19 protein-coding genes are annotated in these 17,713 nt (G+C 50.6%); 1 reads left to right on the top strand and 18 read right to left on the bottom strand.

Features of this window, described 5'->3' with window-relative positions; genetic code table 11:
• Positions 1-18: 18 nt before the first annotated feature.
• The 17 genes from BLP55_RS15455 to BLP55_RS15375 all read right to left on the bottom strand — a co-directional run bounded on the left by BLP55_RS15455 (position 19) and on the right by BLP55_RS15375 (position 16,136).
• Positions 19-1,269 carry a murein hydrolase activator EnvC family protein gene (locus BLP55_RS15455; protein ID WP_091146835.1) on the bottom strand — a complete coding sequence of 417 codons (1,251 nt, stop codon included), beginning with the start codon at positions 1,267-1,269 and terminating at the stop codon, positions 19-21.
• Between the two features lie 20 nt (positions 1,270-1,289).
• Entirely contained in the window at positions 1,290-2,060 is a 771-nt protein-coding gene (locus BLP55_RS15450; RefSeq protein WP_091146830.1) for a lipoprotein insertase outer membrane protein LolB1, read from the bottom strand.
• Entirely contained in the window at positions 2,060-3,400 is a 1,341-nt protein-coding gene (locus tag BLP55_RS15445; protein WP_091146828.1) for a tetratricopeptide repeat protein, read from the bottom strand. Before BLP55_RS15445 ends, BLP55_RS15450 begins: the two co-directional genes overlap by 1 nt.
• A gap of 8 nt (positions 3,401-3,408) precedes the next feature.
• Positions 3,409-4,419: a sugar nucleotidyltransferase gene (locus BLP55_RS15440; protein WP_091146825.1), complete on the bottom strand. Its 1,011-nt coding sequence runs from the start codon at positions 4,417-4,419 to the stop codon at positions 3,409-3,411.
• A 74-nt stretch (positions 4,420-4,493) separates the two neighbouring features.
• Positions 4,494-4,928: a dUTP diphosphatase gene (dut, locus tag BLP55_RS15435; RefSeq protein WP_091146821.1), complete on the bottom strand. Its 435-nt coding sequence runs from the start codon at positions 4,926-4,928 to the stop codon at positions 4,494-4,496.
• A gap of 10 nt (positions 4,929-4,938) precedes the next feature.
• Positions 4,939-6,453: a lipopolysaccharide biosynthesis protein gene (locus tag BLP55_RS15430; protein WP_091146817.1), complete on the bottom strand. Its 1,515-nt coding sequence runs from the start codon at positions 6,451-6,453 to the stop codon at positions 4,939-4,941.
• Positions 6,454-6,568: 115 nt separating this feature from the next.
• Positions 6,569-7,432 carry an ATP synthase F1 subunit gamma gene (atpG, locus tag BLP55_RS15425; protein ID WP_091146813.1) on the bottom strand — a complete coding sequence of 288 codons (864 nt, stop codon included), beginning with the start codon at positions 7,430-7,432 and terminating at the stop codon, positions 6,569-6,571.
• Between the two features lie 102 nt (positions 7,433-7,534).
• Complete coding sequence (atpA, locus tag BLP55_RS15420; protein WP_091146809.1) at positions 7,535-9,112, bottom strand: F0F1 ATP synthase subunit alpha; 1,578 nt, start codon at positions 9,110-9,112, stop codon at positions 7,535-7,537.
• A gap of 12 nt (positions 9,113-9,124) precedes the next feature.
• The gene (gene atpH, locus BLP55_RS15415; protein ID WP_091146805.1) at positions 9,125-9,655 is read right to left on the bottom strand and encodes an ATP synthase F1 subunit delta; all 531 of its coding nucleotides are present in this window, start codon (positions 9,653-9,655) and stop codon (positions 9,125-9,127) included.
• Position 9,656: 1 nt separating this feature from the next.
• Positions 9,657-10,157, bottom strand: coding sequence for a F0F1 ATP synthase subunit B (locus tag BLP55_RS15410; RefSeq protein WP_091146801.1), 501 nt, complete (start codon positions 10,155-10,157; stop codon positions 9,657-9,659).
• 78 nt (positions 10,158-10,235) lie between these two features.
• Positions 10,236-10,427 carry an ATP synthase F0 subunit C gene (gene atpE, locus BLP55_RS15405; RefSeq protein ID WP_170826890.1) on the bottom strand — a complete coding sequence of 64 codons (192 nt, stop codon included), beginning with the start codon at positions 10,425-10,427 and terminating at the stop codon, positions 10,236-10,238.
• 99 nt (positions 10,428-10,526) lie between these two features.
• The gene (atpB, locus tag BLP55_RS15400) at positions 10,527-11,711 is read right to left on the bottom strand and encodes a F0F1 ATP synthase subunit A (protein ID WP_091146793.1); all 1,185 of its coding nucleotides are present in this window, start codon (positions 11,709-11,711) and stop codon (positions 10,527-10,529) included.
• 184 nt (positions 11,712-11,895) lie between these two features.
• Positions 11,896-12,294, bottom strand: a complete 399-nt coding sequence (locus tag BLP55_RS15395; protein WP_139149740.1) for a hypothetical protein — start codon at positions 12,292-12,294, stop codon at positions 11,896-11,898.
• Positions 12,291-12,527 (bottom strand): AtpZ/AtpI family protein, encoded by a 237-nt coding sequence (locus tag BLP55_RS15390; RefSeq protein ID WP_091146786.1) that lies wholly within the window; start codon positions 12,525-12,527, stop codon positions 12,291-12,293. The genes BLP55_RS15395 and BLP55_RS15390 overlap by 4 nt, the downstream gene beginning before the upstream one ends.
• Positions 12,496-12,897, bottom strand: a complete 402-nt coding sequence (locus tag BLP55_RS15385; RefSeq protein ID WP_091146784.1) for a bactofilin family protein — start codon at positions 12,895-12,897, stop codon at positions 12,496-12,498. Before BLP55_RS15385 ends, BLP55_RS15390 begins: the two co-directional genes overlap by 32 nt.
• A complete protein-coding gene (gene porW / locus BLP55_RS15380; protein WP_244503478.1) occupies positions 12,897-15,890 on the bottom strand; it encodes a type IX secretion system periplasmic lipoprotein PorW/SprE in 2,994 nt (997 codons plus the stop codon). Before porW ends, BLP55_RS15385 begins: the two co-directional genes overlap by 1 nt.
• Before the next feature lie 18 nt (positions 15,891-15,908).
• Positions 15,909-16,136 (bottom strand): hypothetical protein, encoded by a 228-nt coding sequence (locus BLP55_RS15375; protein WP_091146781.1) that lies wholly within the window; start codon positions 16,134-16,136, stop codon positions 15,909-15,911.
• Here BLP55_RS15375 and BLP55_RS15370 point away from each other — a divergent pair.
• Positions 16,135-17,187 carry a 2Fe-2S iron-sulfur cluster-binding protein gene (locus BLP55_RS15370; RefSeq protein ID WP_091146776.1) on the top strand — a complete coding sequence of 351 codons (1,053 nt, stop codon included), beginning with the start codon at positions 16,135-16,137 and terminating at the stop codon, positions 17,185-17,187. The two genes, BLP55_RS15375 and BLP55_RS15370, sit on opposite strands and share 2 nt — an antisense overlap.
• Positions 17,188-17,387: 200 nt before the next feature.
• Here BLP55_RS15370 and BLP55_RS15365 read toward each other — a convergent pair.
• Positions 17,388-17,713 (bottom strand): IS3 family transposase (locus BLP55_RS15365; protein WP_139149738.1); only part of this gene is annotated, 326 nt, incomplete at its 5' end.

Genomic DNA, 17,713 nt, shown 5'->3' with positions numbered 1-17,713 from the left:
GCCCTTTGTGGTTAAAACCTACATGTTCGACAACCAGCCCGCTGGGTTGTTGTAGGTCGTGTTCTGCGAAATGGTGAATTTGAGTACCGTTTTGCCCGTATCGCCGTTGGTGCGGATCTTGCCGATGGTTTGCTTGGTCTTGACCTTGTCGCCCTTGTTCACGTTGACGCTCGAGAGGTTCTGGTACACCGTGAAATAGTCGCCATGCTGGATCATGACCGCGCGGTTCACGGGCGAAAGCACCATGACCTTGATGACTTCGCCGTCAAAAACGGCGCGTGCGCTCGAGCCTTGGTCGGTGGTGATCTCGACACCTGAGTTGTGCACGACCAACGATTTGTAAACCGGATGCGCCTGGTCGCCATAGCCCAACGACACAAAACCTTTTTCTACCGGCCACGGCAGGCGTCCTTTGTTGGCCCTGAAATTGTCGGCGATGATCTTGCCTTCGGGCGTCAGGACAATCTTGGTGGCGGTTTCGACTTCCTTGGTTTTGGTGGTCTTTGGGTTCGATTTTTTGTTGGCCGCCGCGGTTTTCTTGTTGGCTGCCGCGATCGCCTCGCGGATCAAACGGTCGATTTGACGGTCGATGTTTCGGGTTTCTTGCTGCTTTTTCTTGATTTCGGCGGCAATCTGGTTCTTCGATTTCTTGATGGCCTTGGCCACCTCTTCCTGCTCTTGCTTTTCCTTTTCGAGTACGCGTTTTTCTTTTTCGTTTTCCTGCAGGAGTTTTTGCTTTTCTTCCTTCTGGGCGACGATTTTTTGGGTGCGGTCTTCGAGTTCTTTAGATTTTTCGACGATTTCCTCGCCTTGCGCACGACGGTAGCTCGCATACTGCTTCATGTACTGCGCGCGTTTGTAGGCCTGCAGGAAGTTTTGCGACGAAAGCAAAAACATCACACGGCTACGCTCAGACCGGGCTTTGTAGGACTTGACGATCATTTCGGCATAATCTTCCTTCAAGATCACCAATTCCTTTTTGAGCCTGTTGATGCTGACCTGGTTGAGGTAGATGTCGTCGTTGAGTACCCTGGTTTGCCTTTCGGTGGTGTTGATGAGTTTTTGCTTGAGCTGGATCTTCTCCTTTTGCAACTGCAACTGCGTCTTGACCGACTTTTCCTGCGAACGGAACTCCTGCAACTGCGCTTCCTTCTCCTGGATTTCCTTGAGGATCTGCGCCTTGCGTTTTTCGAGTTTCTCCTGCGTTTGCTGGCCCCACGCGATCGAGGCGACGCACAGGAAAATCAGGGTAAATAGTTGTTTGGGCATAGGGGTTCGTTTAAGCAAAACTAATCATTTATCTGGATTCTATCGTAACCGCTTGGCACGCTGTATGGGAACGTGAGCGGCTGGTCGATGTCTACGGCGTTGATTTCGACGTCTATGTTGGTCTTTCCTTTGGGTTGCAAGGCCTCGATGAGCAAAGCTTTGGGCCATACCGTTGCACCATAGCTGGCATAATCGGGATAGGTGACCTGCATGCTGCGCTGTTTGTCGGGTTGGTCGATGCGTTGCTTGGCGAGCCAAAAATGTTCGGGCTCGAAGAAAAATTGTTTGGTTGTTGGCCCCTGGTTTTCCAGTTTGTACAGGTTGGCCTCGCTTGAGGCCGAAAAATTCCCCGTGCGCAAATTGTCCATCGCCTGCCCAATCAACAGGTTCTGCACTTTTTGGAAATCGAGATCGGTCCCCAAAAATTTGACGAGCGCCGCATAATCGCCTTCAAAATACTCGCCGTTGATTTTTTCGTAATATTTCACCTCTTGGGGCGTGATGAGCGCCTTGGCCATGGTGATGCCCAGCAAACGGATGCTCACCAAAATGATTTCGTCTTTCTTGATGCGGATCTCGGCCGATACGTTTTGTTTGTTCTTGGCGTCTTCATACCGCACACCCGCCTTGATGTAGGCCGTGGTAAACTGGCGCGGCACGGCATAATGCGCATCGATTACACGCTTGGCCGAAGTGGTCTCGGCAACCGTTGTGGAGGTGGACGCTACGGGTTGCGCGGTCTTGCACGAACACAACGCGGCAAGGGTCAACACGGCAATATATTTATTCATTACTTTTTGTTTAACAGCTTATCGGCCTTGGTGAAATAAGCTTCTTTCTTTTTGGCATCGCCCAGTCCGTTGTAGGCTTCGCCCAATTGTACGTTGAAATTGATTTCGAGCGCAGTATCGTTTACCAGGTAATCGAGCCCCATTTCGAGCAAATCCTTGGCCTTCTTGAAATTCTTTTGTTGGTTGTAGGCCAGTCCGGCGTAATAGTAGAATTGCGGTTGCAGCGGATACAGCTCGATCATCGTCTCGGCCTTCTTGGCCATACCGTCGAACTGTTGCTTTTGCGTGTAAACGTCGAACAACAACAGCGTCCCCTCGACATCATCCGATGCGCCAGCCAAATGCATCTCGTAGTATTTGGCCGCCTTGTCCCAGTTCTTTTTGCTGTGGTAGAACTTGCCGATTTCCTTGGCCACGGGCACCTGTTTGTCGTCTTTGAAATAACCGATGGCGTTGTCCAGATCGGGTTCGAACTGCGGCTTGTCTTTGACAAAAATCAAAAACTCGTTGAGCATGCGGTGCTTGATTTTCTGGTCGATCTTGCCGCTGGCCAGCGCCGTGTTCATCGCCTTGGCGGCCTTGGCCCCGTCGGCTTGGTTCAAATGCTCCTTGAACAGGCTCACTTGCGCAAAATCCGACGTCGGGATCTCGCGCTCGAGCTGCTTGGCGATCTCGACGGCCTTGTCTTCCTGGTTGCTTTCGGAGTACAGGTAAATCAAGGCGATGTAACTCGCCTCGTCCTTGGGGTTCTTTTTGATGGCCGCCAGCAGGTTGTCCTTTTCGGCGCCCTGGTACTTGGTGTCGCGCAGGATTTGCATCTTGTAGTTGTCGCGCATGTCCGATTTGCCCACCGATTCGTTGAGCTCGTTGATCAGCGCGAGCGCCTTGTCGAACTGCTGGGTATTCATGTACAACGACACCAGGTCTTCCTTGTACTCGCGCTTGAACTGGATGAGCTTATTAACGATGACAATCGCCTGCTCCCAATCGCGTGTCTCATAACACACATCGTACATGCCCACCCAAAACCATTTGTTGTTCGGGTCTATCTGGGTGGCCTTTTCGAACGATTCGTAGGCTTTTTTATAGTCCTTGAGCGCGAGGTAATTCTTGCCCAATTCAAAGATTACCGTGGCGTTGTTGGGCTCCAGTTTCTGGCATTTTTCGAGCGACAGGATCGCCTTGTCGTAATTCTCGATGCCTTTTTGTTTGAGCGATTCGTAAAAAGCGTCCTGGAATTCGTTTTGGTTCATGGCAATGTCCTCGGGCTCGGTTTGCGCCAAAAGCGCAGCCGGGGCGAATAACAATGCCAGTATCCAATTCCGGAGCTTTTTTTTCATTTTCTCTGTTATTCCAACACCGAATAATCGCCGATGCTGATGCTGGTGAATTTTCCATCGAACGAGGCGTGGTTGCCGATCATCGCATTGTCCAGATTCGCGTTCTTGATGTGCGCATGCGTTTGCACCAAGCTGTTCTTGATGGTCGAATCGGTCACATGCGTGGCCTTGCCGAGCGACACGTTAGGGCCTACGGTCGCGTTGATCAAAATCACATCGTCGCCAATGAAACACGGCGGGATGATCGTCGAATTCTCGATCTTGGCGCTGGCCGACACCAAATTTTCGCCGTCGCCCTGCAAAAACCCGAGCAAACGCGAATTGGTTTCTACCGTGACGTTTTTGTTGCCGCAGTCCATCCATTCGTCGACTTTGCCCGGCACAAACTTGAGGCCCTTGACCTTCATGTTCTCGAGCCCGTCGGTAAGCTGGTATTCCCCGCCTTTTACAACGTTGTTATCGAGCAGGTATTGCAATTCGGCGCGCAAAGTTTCGCCCGACTTGAAATAGTAGATGCCGATGATGGCCAGGTCCGATACAAAATGTTGCGGCTTTTCGACAAAATCGACAATCTGGTTGTTTTCGTTCAATTGTACCACGCCAAACGCGCTCGGATCGTCGACCTGCTTGACCCAGATGACGCTGTCGGCCGAGGTGTCGAGCGTGAAATCGGCGCGGAACAACGTGTCGGCATACGCCACGACAATCGGTCCGGTCATCGAATCCTTGGCGCACATGATCGCGTGCGCGGTGCCCAGGGCTTCGTTTTGGTAGTAAATCGTACCTTTTGAACCCAACTTTTCAGCGATGGCGATCAAGTCGGTTTCCACCTGCTTGCCAAAATCCTTGTGGATGATGAACGCGATTTCGTCGATTTTTTGGTTGATGACACCCGCGATGTCCTCGACCAGGCGGTGCACGATGGGCTTTCCGGCAATCGGGATGAGCGGTTTTGGAACGGTTAAGGTATGTGGTCTAAGGCGCGAACCGCGTCCGGCCATGGGTACGATGATTTTCATAAAGTTGATTTTACCGCAAAGTTCACGAAGTTTTCCGCAAAGTCCGCGAAGTTTTTGTTAGAGTTATTGACAGTTTACTTCACACCCGTCGAGCCAAACCCGCCTGCGCCCCTTACTGTTTCAGACAATTCTTCGACCGACAGCCACTCGGCGCGCTCGTGCTTGGCGATGACGAGTTGCGCGATGCGTTCGCCGTTTTCGACCACAAAGGCCTCGTTGGATAAATTGACCAAAATTACCCCAATCTCGCCGCGGTAATCGGCATCGACGGTACCCGGGGAATTCAAAACGGTGATGCCTTTCTTGGCGGCCAATCCGGAACGCGGACGCACCTGGGCTTCGTAGCCGACGGGCAATTCGATGAACAAACCGGTTTTGATGATGGCGCGCCCGAGCGGCTGCAACGTCACGGGGGCGTCTAGGTTGGCGCGCAAATCCATGCCTGCCGACGCGTCGGTTTCGTAATGGGGCAGCGCATGCTGCGATTGGTTGACGATTTTGATGGTCATATGTTGGAATTTATAAATCGGTTTTGGGAACGGGGCCTGACGTCTTTGATTGTCTGCGGATGATTTTGTGAAGCGTATCTTTTTCGTTGAAATAGATGAAATACATAAAAACGAGCAACAGTCCGATGCCCACGAAGTAATTTTCGCGGAACCCGTAAAAAGACACACAAGAAAATACGATCGACAGCGCGAGATAGCCGCCTATTCTTTTCATGTCGTAAGGGATCGGATAGGCGTTGCGGCCCATCAGGTAAGAAAGCAACATCATGCTGCCGTAGGCCGCAATCGTAGCGATGGCCGAGCCCATATAGCCGTCGCGTCCGGTCGATTCGAAGTACGGGATCAGCGCAAAATTGAGCGCCAGCGTTACGGCCGCGCCCGCAATCGAGATCCACGCACCGATATGCGTCTTGTCGATGAGTTTGTACCATACCGACAGATTGGTGTAGATACCGAGGAAAAAATTGGCCAGGATAATCAGCGGTACGACTTTCATTGCCTCCCAATAGGCGCTGTCGCGTATCATGAGCACCTTGATCACATCGGCAAAAACAATCACGCCGAGCATAATGAGCGACCCGAAAATGACAAAATACTTGGTCACCGTGGCATAGGTTTCCTTGGCGTTATCGCTGCCGGCATGGCTAAAGAAAAACGGTTCGATGCCCAGCGTGTAAGCCGTGCGGAACAACACCATGAACAACCCGATTTTGTAGCAGGCCGAATAAATCCCGACTTCGGCATCGGCGGTGTCGGGCGGCAGCAATTGTCCGAGCAGGATTTTGTCGAACTGTTCGTTGATCGCAAAAGCGATTCCGGCCACAAGGATCGGCAACCCGTACCGCATCATTTGCTTCCACAAACCCCAATCGAAATGCCACTTGATCCTGAAATAATCGGGCGACAGGACCACAAACGTAAGCAGGCTCGCCACGATGTTCGACAGGAAAATGTAGCCAATCTGGAAATCCTCGAAATACATCAGGCTGAAAAAATCGTCGGGATTGGACGTCGCGAGCTTCGGAAGCAAAATCAAAAAGAACAGGTTGAGCAACAAATTTACCGTCACGTTCCCGATTTTGACCATGGCGTAAAAAAGCGGGCGTTGGTTGGCGCGCAGTTTCGAGAACGGGATCACGACCAGCGCATCGAGCACCAGGATCCAGATGGTGTAGGTCACGTACTGCACATCGATCCCCGACCAGGCGGCCAAAGTATTGCGAAACAAAAGCCCCAGCCCCAGAAACGCGAGCGAGGTCCAGAAAATAGAAACCATGGTCGTTTCTACGACATTGCGTTTGTCGGTTTCTTTGTTGTAGAACCTGAAAAAGGCCGTTTCCATGCCATAGGCCAAAATCACGTTGAAGAAAATCAGATATGAGAAAATGATGTTGACCTTGCCGTAGGCTTCCTTGGGCAGCAAATCGGTGTAAAGCGGCACGAGAAAAAAACTGATCATGCGCGGGATTACCGTCGCCAATCCGTAAATGGCCGTTTGCTGGAACAATTTTTTGTAGATACCCAAAGTGTGCGGTTAAGATGAACAAAAATAAGTATTTCTTTGGGTTTGAAGACCTAGACACTGCATAAAAAAAGGGCCGACAAAACGCCGGCCCTTGGGTATTTTTGAATCGTTCGAATTATCCGTTCAACGCTTCTGCACCGCCCACAATCTCGAGGATCTCGCCTGTAATGGCCGCTTGACGCGCCTTGTTGTAGGTGAGCTTGAGTTGGTTTCTGAGCGCCGTGGCGTTATCAGTTGCCTTGTGCATGGCCGTCATACGCGCGCCGTGTTCCGAAGCGAACGAATCGCGGATGGCTTTGTACAACTGCGTCTTGAGCATTTTCGGGATCAATTCGAGCACGATTTCCTCTTTCGAAGGTTCGAAGATGTAATCGACATTCGAAGCCGCTTTGTCTGAAGCAATCGGGGCCAACGGCAAAAATTGCTCGGCCTGGATGATTTGTGTGGCGGCATTCTTGAATTGGTTGTACACCAAGACTACCCTGTCGTACTTGCCTTGCAGGAACAATGCGGTGATTTCGTTGGCGATCTCGGACACATTCTCGAACGTCAGGTTGTCGAACACACTGTTGTTGTTGAACACCACGGTGTTGTTCTTGCGTACGATGTCGTTTCCTTTTTTACCGATGGTCACAAAATCGACCTTCTTGCCCGCATAGACATTTTCGGTCTGGTTGCGCAACTCCTTGATGACGTTCGAGTTGAACGCACCAGCCAAGCCGCGGTTAGACGTGATGGCCACAACCAAAACGTTCTTGACTTCGCGTTGTACGGTGAACTCGCCTCCTGCATCGCCATCCAAAGTTGCGGAAAGGTTTTGCAGCAATTCGGTCATCTTTTCGGCATACGGACGCATGGCGGTAATCGCATCCTGTGCTTTCTTGAGCTTGGCCGCAGACACCATCTTCATCGCCGAGGTGATTTGCATCGTCGACGATACCGAGGTGATTCTGTTGCGGATTTCCTTTAGGTTTGCCATATTTATTTAGTCGAAAGTCGAAAGTCTTAAAGTCAAAAGGCCCATACTGCGTCAACGTAGCTGACTTTCGGACTTTATGACTTTATGACCTTATGACTATTATTAATTGTATTTCGCTGAAACTTCTTTCGCTACTTTCTCGATCACGTCGGTGAGTTCGTCGGTGAATTTACCGGCTTTCAAGGCGTCGAGTGTGTCGCGGTGCTTGGCGTTCATGAATTCCAAGAAGTCTTTCTCGAATTCTTTCACTTTGTTGACCGGAACGTTACGCAAAAGGTTTTTAGAACCGGCGTAGATGATCGCCACCTGGTCTTCAACGGTAAACGGCGAGTTCAAACCTTGCTTCAAGATCTCTACGTTACGACGTCCTTTTTCGATTACGTTCAAGGTAACGGCGTCGAGGTCGGAACCGAACTTGGCAAACGCTTCCAATTCACGGAATTGCGCCTGGTCGAGTTTCAAGGTACCGGCAACTTTCTTCATCGACTTGATCTGGGCGTTACCACCTACACGCGATACCGAAATACCTACGTTGATCGCCGGACGTACACCAGAGTTGAACAAGTCCGACTCCAAGAAGATCTGTCCGTCGGTAATCGAAATTACGTTGGTTGGGATGTACGCCGAAACGTCGCCCGCTTGGGTTTCGATGATTGGGAGTGCCGTAAGCGATCCGCCACCTTTTACGATTGGCTTCAAGTTGTCTGGCAAGTCGTTCATGTTCTTGGCGATCTCGTCGTTGTTGATCACTTTACAAGCTCTTTCCAACAAACGGCTGTGGAGGTAGAAAACGTCACCCGGATACGCCTCACGCCCTGGTGGACGACGGAGCAAGAGCGACACCTCACGGTAAGCCACGGCTTGTTTAGACAAATCATCGTATACGATCAAAGCCGGACGGCCTGTGTCGCGGAAATATTCACCGATAGCGGCTCCGGCCATTGGCGCGTAAACCTGCATCGGCGCAGGGTCAGAAGCGTTGGCGGCCACAATCACGGTGTAAGCCATCGCGCCTTTTTCTTCCAAAGTCTTGGCGATACCCGCTACCGTAGACGCTTTTTGTCCGACGGCAACATAGATACAAAATACAGGCTGGCCTGCGTCGTAGAATTCTTTTTGGTTCAAGATGGTATCCAAACAAACGGTAGATTTACCGGTTTGACGGTCACCAATCACAAGCTCACGCTGGCCACGGCCTACCGGGATCATCGCGTCGACGGCTTTAACACCAGTCTGCAATGGCTCGGTTACGGGCTGACGGAAGATAACCCCTGGCGCTTTACGCTCGAGTGGCATGTCGTACAAAGTACCGCCGATAGGGCCTTTGCCATCGATCGGCTGACCCAAGGTGTTGACCACACGGCCTACCATTTCTTCACCTACTTTGAGCGAAGCGATACGCTGTGTTCTCTTGGCGGTTGAACCTTCCTTGATTCCTGTTGACGGTCCGAGCAATACGACACCTACGTTGTCTTCTTCCAAGTTCAAGACGATACCTTCCATACCGTTGTCGAACTGAACCAATTCGCCGTATTGTGCATTCGATAATCCGTAAACACGTGCAATACCGTCACCAACCTGAAGTACGGTTCCCACTTCTTCGAGTGTCGCTCCAGATTCAAACCCTTCTACTTGTTTCTTCAATATTGCTGAAATCTCAGCTGGTTTAATTTCCGCCATAATGCTGTATAATTAATTACTTAATTCTCTTTTTAATGTTTGCAATCTGTTGGCCACCGAAGCATTGTATTGCTGGTCGCCTATTCTGAGGATGAACCCGCCGATGATGGCCGGATCCACAATATTCTTGATGTTGATCTTTTTGTTCGAAAACGTCAGGATCTTGGCCATGACCTTGCCTTCGAGTTCGGCATCCATCGGGATCGCGGTGGTTACGGTGGCCGTTTCCATACCGTTCATCTCTTCGAAAAGACGGTTGTATTCGGAGGCGATCGTACCCAAAATCTCGAAACGCTTGTTCTCGGCCAACAATTGGAACAACCCCTTGGTCACGCCGTTGACGCTTGAAAAAATTTCTGATACCGCGCCGCTTTTTACCTTGAGCGTCTTGGTCTCGTCGGTCAAGAACGCCGACAATTCTGCGTTGTTGCCTACGGTAGCCGCGATGGTTTGCATGTCGGTGTTCACCTCGGTCGCGACGCCTTTGTTGTGCGCGATATCGAGGATGGCCTTGGCGTAGCGGATGGCTGCTCTTGTAGACATATTAGTTCATTTTTGCGTCACCCAACATTTTCTCGACCAATTTCACTTGGGCTTCTTTGTTGGACAATTCTTCTTTCAATAATTTCTCGGCAATCTCCAAAGACAATGAAGAAACCTGTGCTTTCAAGTCGGCCATGGCGGCGTTCTTCTCGCCTTCGATGGCAGCTTTGGCCTGTGCGATCATTTTCTCGCCGGCAGCCGTCGCTTCGTTTTTGGCGTCTGCAATCATTTTTTCCTTCATTTCGCGCGCTTCCTTGAGCATGCCGTCGCGCTCGGCGCGGGCCTCGTTCAGGATGCGTTGGTTGTCGGCTTGCAAATTGGCCATCTCCTTGCGTGCGTTCTCGGCAGAGAGTAAGGCGTTCTTGATGCCGTCTTCACGTTCGTTCACCGCGTCAAGGATAGGTTTCCATGCGAATTTCTTCAACAAGAAAATAAGTCCGACGAACAATACGGTTTGCATGATAAACAAGCCCAACGAAAACTGTCCAAATAATTCTTCCATTATATATGTGTCTTAATTGTTAATTGTAATAGTAAACAAAAGCTGCAACCAACCGTTACAGCATTTTGTCTTTTTGATTTACGCTGCGAAGATCGCAGCGAAACCGATACCTTCAATAAGAGCGGCAGCGATCAACATAGCTGTCTGGATTTTTCCAGTAGCTTCTGGTTGACGAGCGATAGCGTCCATTGCAGATCCACCGATACGTCCGATACCGATACCTGCACCGATTACTACCAAACCAGCTCCGATAATTCTAGGGATTTCCATAATGTATATATTAAAAAATTAAACATTCAATTTCGTCATAAAGTCCAAAGTCGTAAAGTCGTAAAAGCCTTTCGACTTTATGACTTTTTTTCTTTCGACTTAATGGTGCGCCTCTTCGTGGTGGTGCTCCTCTACAGCCGAACCAAAATACAGCGCGGCGAGCATCGTAAAGATGTAGGCCTGCAACAACGCCACCAACACCTCGAGGATCGTCAAGACAAACGCGAGCAAGAACGCCAATGGGCTTCCGAGCGCGTGATCGGCTTTGTACATCAAGGCCACCAAACTCATCAAAACGACGTGACCCGCGATCATGTTCGCATACAAACGGATCATGAGCGAGAACGGCTTGATGATCGTACCGAGCAATTCGATCGGTGCGAGGATGATTTTCATTGGGACCGGAACGCCCGGCATCCAAAAAATGTGTGTCCAGTAATCTTTCTTCGCTGTGAACGTCGTAATCAGGTAAGCCAAAATGGCCAGGGCCGCCGTGATGGCGATGTTACCCGTCACGTTGATGCCCAGCGGCGTAAGCCCGAACATGTTCATGAACCAAACAAAGAAAAAGATGGTGAGCAAAAAGCTCATGTATTTGCGGTAGTGTTTCTCGCCGATGTTCGGGATCGCGATCTCGTCGCGAACGTACAACACGAGCGGCTCGAAGAAACGGCCCGCGCCCTTGGCGATCGATCCGTTCTTTTTGTATGATTTTCCAAGACCGGCAAACAACAGGAACATCAACAACCCGACAATCACGATCATCGCGACGTTCTTGGTGATCGACAAATCGAGTGGCTTTTCGTTCGTGGTGTGGCCTTTTTCGTCGTGTGTGACGGTTCCGGCGGCATCGGTCTTGTAAATCTTGCCGTCGTGGTGGCCAATCATGTAGTAGTTGCCATTCGATTCGGCTACGGCATGGCCATGGTCGAATCTAGACGACATGAATACGTGCAATCCATTGTCCCACAAAATCACAGGCAACGGAAAGCCCACGTGTGTCTCGTGGCCCGAATCCTTGCCATAAGAAAACAAATGGAAATCGTGCGAATCCAAAAGGTGGTGCTTGATGAACTCCTTGCGCTCGGCCTCTTTTTGATCGGCTTCGGAAAGCACCGGAGCCTCGGCGTGACCCGCGCCGGCAGCGGCATGGGCAGTAGCTTCGTGCGGATGTGCGGCGGCTGTCGCAACCGAATCCTGTACCGGATGGGCAAAACCAGAAAATGAAAGACAAGCGGTTAAAGTGGCTATTATAAAAAGGAGTGGTTTTTTGGAAAACACCATAGCGTATTTAGGATCTTAATTATACTTTCTGAAATTTGGTGCAAAGGTACACTAAATATTAATATCCAAAAGCGTTAGCCTAAAATATTTTTTGACGTTTTTGCCGTCTAAACAGCACTTTATTGCTTAATGTGTAAAACGTTGATTCAGAAACGAACGCGTTTTGTTAAAAGAAGAGAAAAGTTCATTTTTTTTCATCGCCCAGCAACCTAATCGCAAGCGCGGTTTCGAACGTCAGAAACAGCAAAAAAACGACAAAGAAATTGGTCTTCTCGGCGGCGACCTCGGCATGTGTATCGCCCAATATAGGATGAAGCAACACATAGGCGAGTACCATCTTGACCACCGTCAGGGCCATGAATGCATTGCCCACACTGTCTATGTTGTTGTGCCTCATACGGATCAGCAAGAACAAGATGACGGCCGAACACAAAAAGAAAAACCCATAAAGTTCAACAAGGCTGTACCTGAAATTGGCATCGCGTCCCGAAAACCAATACTGGAACAACAGCATATGTCCCGCAAAAGCAAGTCCCGTAAGGAAAGTCAACTCGACAAGCGGGCGAAACCGGTTGTTTTTCATTGCTGGTCGTCTATTTTATTGATTTCCTTGAGTTGGCGGTTGAGGTTGTAAAAAGCGATCCCCACGCCCACGAGCGTCAGCACCTTGACGTAGGCGTCGTGTTTGTTGGGGTATTTCGCGTCGAGCCATTTCCCGCCCCACGCAAACAAAAACACAATCGCGCCCATTTGAATCGGGATGCCCGTAAGCGCGAGCCATTTGTTACCCTTGCGCTTCGGATTTGGGTTGCTCATGGGCCACGACTTTGAGGTTGGTTTTCATCACGCACGAGGCGCTGAACTCGGCGCCCGGCTCGACCGATAATTTGCCGCACACGACCTCGCCGTGTATGGCGGCCTTCGATTTGACGTTGAGGATTTCGGCCACCTGGATCTTGCCCTGGAACCTGCCCTCGATGTCGGCGTTGCGGCACACGATGTCGCCTTTGACGATGCCCGCAGGCCCGATCACGATTTTGCCGTTCGACTGGAAATTGCCGATCAGTTCGCCGTCGAGCCTAAAATCGGCATGCGAAAGGATATCGCCACGAATGACGGTCCCTTCTACAATCCGGTTGGTTTTGCCCAACAGGTCGGTGTACGATTTTGGCTTTCTGTCAAACATTACTTCTTGGGTTGCGGCGACCTTGGCGGCGCGGTTCCTGTACCCGATGGCGGCGTCATCATACCCGGCGGCATCGAGTTGTTGTTTTGGATCTGCTGCTGGTTTTGTCTGGGCTGCGTCTGGTTTTGGTTCTGGAACGGATTCGGCGGCATTGCGGTCTCGGGGTCCGGATCGGACACCTTGCCTTGTTGTTGCTTTTGCTGTTCCTTGGCCATTTTGCGGTTTTCGGCCGCACGCTGTTGCATTTCCTTGAACTGCTTTTCCTCATCCGAGATTTTTTCGGTCGGGTCGTCGGGGACGCTCGGTGCCTGGGTGGCCACAATCGGGCCGTTGCCCACTTTGAGGAATTCGTCGAAATTCTTCTTGATCTGGACCACCTTGTAATTTTCGTTCGAGATGATGTAACCCGGCTCCTGCACCTTGTATTCCTTGAACTCCTTCAGGATCGATTGGATGCCCTTGGCGTGTTCCTCGTTCTTGAGCCCGTGGATGACGATAAAGTTTTCGGTCATCGTATAAATGTCGACCGACATTGTGATCTTGTCGAACGAACGTTCCTTGAGGAATTTGGCGATCTTGCCGTAAAGCGCAATCGTCTTGTTGTCGGACAGGTTGTTGGCCTGGTACAAGATCTTCCAGCTCGCCGGCTCCTTGCTGTTGAACGTCATCGCTTCCATGACCACGACTTCTCGCGCGAGCATCGATTCGGCCTTCTTGCCTTCGTCGCTGTTCGGATAGGTCAGCGCGACGTAATTGAGCGCCTTTTTGTATTCGTCCAAACCTTTGAGCTTGCCGGTCACGTTGGCCTTGAGCATCTCGAATTTGGGCTGGAGTTCGTCACCAGTGAATTGCTCAATCGCCACTTCAGATTCGGCCAAGACCTTGCGGTAATCGCCCGCCTCGAACAACGTGAACAATTTTTGGTAGGCCACATCGGGCGAATCGCCTGCCGCAACCGCACCCGCATCGGGATTCTTGAGGATTTGGGCATACCGCGATTCCGGATATTCGGCGATGATCCGGTTTTTGATCGCTAGCGCCTTATCCTTGTCGGTGATCTCGTAAATCTTGTAAAGGTTGTACAGCGACGGCAACACGAGTCGTTCCTCGGGATTGTTTTGCAACAGTTTTTCGAGTTTGTCCGAAGCCAACTGGTATTCCTTGAATTTCTCCTTGTAAATCACCCCGAGCTGGTAGTACGCAAAATTGCGCTCCTTGCCGATGCTGTCGATTTCCTTTTGTGTGGTAGGCAGCTGTTTGATGTAGTATTCCGCCGTATACATTTCGGCTGTCTTGACTTCGGCAGGCTTGCCGTCCTCGCCTGTTTCGCCCAAGGCAAGGTCTTCTTCTCCCGCTGCATTGGCGCCCTTGGCCGCCGAAACGCGCCAGTTGTTGCGGTGCGCACGGTTGCCCCAGTTCTTGATGAATTCGTTCTTGCCGAAGGCCACCGTGGTCGGGTTGTAAAAATAGAAGTCCCCCGATGCCTTGCCGCCTGGCGTACCGGTTGTACCCTCGGCCGGCGGACGCGCGCCTTTTTGGGCCTGTGTCATCGCCTGCTCGGACTCGCGCACGGCCGTCTTGCCGTCGGGCCCGAACTTCTCGGGGCGATCTACATTGTCGATGGCGCCTTCGGTACCGGTGCTTCCGCCGCCCGATTTCTCGGCCAACAACTTGAGTCGTTCCTCTTCTTTTTTGAGTTTTTCGATGTGGTCGTTGTAATAGGCGATGCGATCGGCTTCGGACATCGCACACACCTTGAGGATGCTGTCGTTGCGCGTGGCGATGCCTTCGTATTTGATGACGTCGTTCAAATTCTCGCGTTTTTTCTTGATCGCCTTGAACTCGCGCGAACGCGGCTCGAGCTGCACCAGCGTACTGTCGTAGTATTTGCCTGCGGTCAGGTATTTGGCGTCGTCAAAATAAATGTCGGCCAAATTGCGGTAATTCGAGGCCATCATGTACTGGTCCTGCGTTTTGTGTTTGAGCGACAGGTTGTAGTATTTTTTGGCCTGCTTGGTGTTCTTTTGCTTGTCGTAGAACAACGCCATCTGGTGGTTGAGCGCATCAAGGTACGGACGGTTCTCGCGGTCTTCGAGCATCTTCTGGTACTTTTCTACAAACGCCAACGTGTCGCCGGTTTTGTAGTCGAACTGGTTCGCCTGACGCATGTGCGCATGGATCACGTAACGACGCGGCGCTTTGCGGTGCATGTCGATGACCGATTGGTACGAGGCATAGGCACTGTCGGGCAAGGCCATCTCTTCGTACAATTGCCCGAGCACAAAACGGTAACGGGCTTCTTCTTCGTTCGACTTGGTGAAATCGCGCGCGAGCTGCAGTTTGGCCACGGCGCTGTCCTTGTCCTCGAGATTCAGATAGGCTTGCGAAAGCGCGGCGTTGGCATCGGCAAAAATCTGGTCCTTGAACTTGATTTCCTTGAGCAAATTGGTCAGGTTGGTGACCGCGACGGCATCGTTTTCCAACCGCATGTTGGTTTTCTCGCGCCAAATCTTGGCCTCGTATATTTTGCTGCTGGTCGGGTACTTGTACAAGATGTAGTTGAACGCCTCGAGCGCGGGCACAAACCGTTGGTCGTAATAACGCGCCTGGCCCAGCATGAGGTGCGCTTCGTCCATCTGCGGATTCTTCTCGGTACCGCCTATGTTCATCGAGTGTTTCTGGATGGCCTTGGTGGCCTTGGTCTCGGCGCGTTCGAAATTGGGGTTGGCCGTAGGTTGGTCGCCGGGCATCACGGCCTGCTCCTTGATTTGCATACGCTCGATGGGCAAACGTTCCCAAAAATTGTCCTGGTATTGCAATTTCAGTTCCTCGACGCCTTTGTCCAGGGCGAGTCCACCGTTATAAAGGATGTTGTATTTGGAACTCAGTGCATGGGAATTGCGGGACACAAAAGTGTTTTTTTTGGTCGAGCACGCAATCACCAAAACCAGCAAACCGGCTATAGGGGTGTATCTGAGTAATTTAGTTTTCAATGTCTGGATGATTTAGTCTTACAACTGGTAAAAGCCTGTTTTAGTATACCAACCGGTAAAAATACGTTTCTTTTTGATATGGCGAAAATTATCGTCTAAAAGTTTGTGCCGGTTGTTTTTACCGACAAGTGAAATGCTTTTGTCTTCGGAAATTAAAATCGGTGCTTGGGGGTGATTTGCAAACTTTGCCCTAAACTTTGGGCGCTTTGCGATTTTGTTTGTTAATTTTGCAAAAAATACCGTCATGTCATCATTCTACAAATTGACCATCAAGGAGGTGCGCCGCGAAACCAAGGACGCCGTATCCGTGTTGTTCAATGTACCCGCCGAACTGCAAGACCAATACCGCTTCATTCCCGGCCAATACATCAACCTCAAGCTGCGTTTGGACGGCAACGAAATCAGACGCGCCTATTCGATTTGCTCGGCACCCGACAGCGGCGAGTTGCGCATCGCGATCAAATCGCTCAAGGGCGGTGTGTTTTCGATGTTCGCCAACAACCAACTCAAGGCCGGCGATTTGGTCGAAGTAGGTACGCCCGAAGGCAACTTCACGTTTACGCCCGACCTCGACCGCCAAAAGAATTACGCGGCATTTGCGGCGGGAAGTGGAATCACACCCGTGATGTCGATCATCCACGGTGTGCTCGAAGGCGAGCCAAAAAGTACCTTTTTGCTCGTGTACGGCAACAAGACGCCCGAGGACACGATTTTTTACAACGACCTGCACGAGATGCAACTCAAATACACCGGCCGGTTTTTCGTGCACCATGTGTACAGCCAGGCCAAGGTAGACGGGGAACTGTTCGGGCGCATCGAACGTTCGACCGTCAACTTCATGCTCAACAACAAATACAAGAACCTCGAGTTCGACAAGTTCTATCTGTGCGGACCCGAGGCGATGATCCTCACCGTATCGGATGTGTTGAAAGAGCACAATATTCCGGAGAAGAACGTCAAATTCGAACTGTTCTCGTCGTCGCTTGCGCCCAAGGAAATACACATTTCTCCCGAAGGCCACACCAAGATCACGGTTTTGGTCGACGACGAAGAGACCATGTTCGAAATGTCGCAAAAACAAACCATCCTCGACGCGGCCTTAAAGCAAGGGCTCGACGCGCCGTATTCGTGCCAGGGCGGGATTTGCAGCAGTTGCCTGGCGCGCATTTCGAAAGGTACGGCCGAGATGAAGAAAAACGCTATTTTGACCGACAGCGAAATCGCAGAAGGCCTTATTTTGACCTGTCAGGCGCACCCAACGAGCGCAGAATTGCATGTCGATTACGACGATGTGTAACGAGTAACCCAAATACAATATCAAGCCAAGACCGTTCAACGTCTTGGTTTTTTTGTTGTCCGCGCCCAGTTTTTCGCAGGCAGCAACATTCGTTAAAAATCACGAATTGAAAAAGGCGATACAGAATTTTAATTCTCTTTATTGCTTATAATTTTTTATTTCACCACTGCTTTTAGACTGCACCCAAAAGTTTAGACAAGTTAATAATTACATTGATAATGATAAACCCGATATTGTGTCGGGCTCATTCCATTTAAATTCAGTTTAATCCTGTCATTGTTATAATAATTGATGTACTCTTTTATCTCATGCCTTAAATGGTCTATTGACCTGAACTTATTGATGTAATAGAGTTCACATTTAAGTATCCCGAAGAAGTTTTCGATTACGGCATTATCCAGGCAGTTTCCTTTTCGGGACATGCTTTGTGTGATGCCATTTTGCTTCAGCAGTCTTTGGTACTGTTTCATCTGGTACTGCCAGCCCTGATCCGAGTGCAGGATTGGCTTGCTGTCTGCGGCAAGCT

Source organism: Flavobacterium caeni (genome assembly GCF_900101895.1).
Taxonomy (GTDB): domain Bacteria; phylum Bacteroidota; class Bacteroidia; order Flavobacteriales; family Flavobacteriaceae; genus Flavobacterium; species Flavobacterium caeni.
The sequence above is the reverse complement of the archived record's forward strand: the minus strand, read 5'-3'. Positions and strand labels throughout refer to the sequence as shown.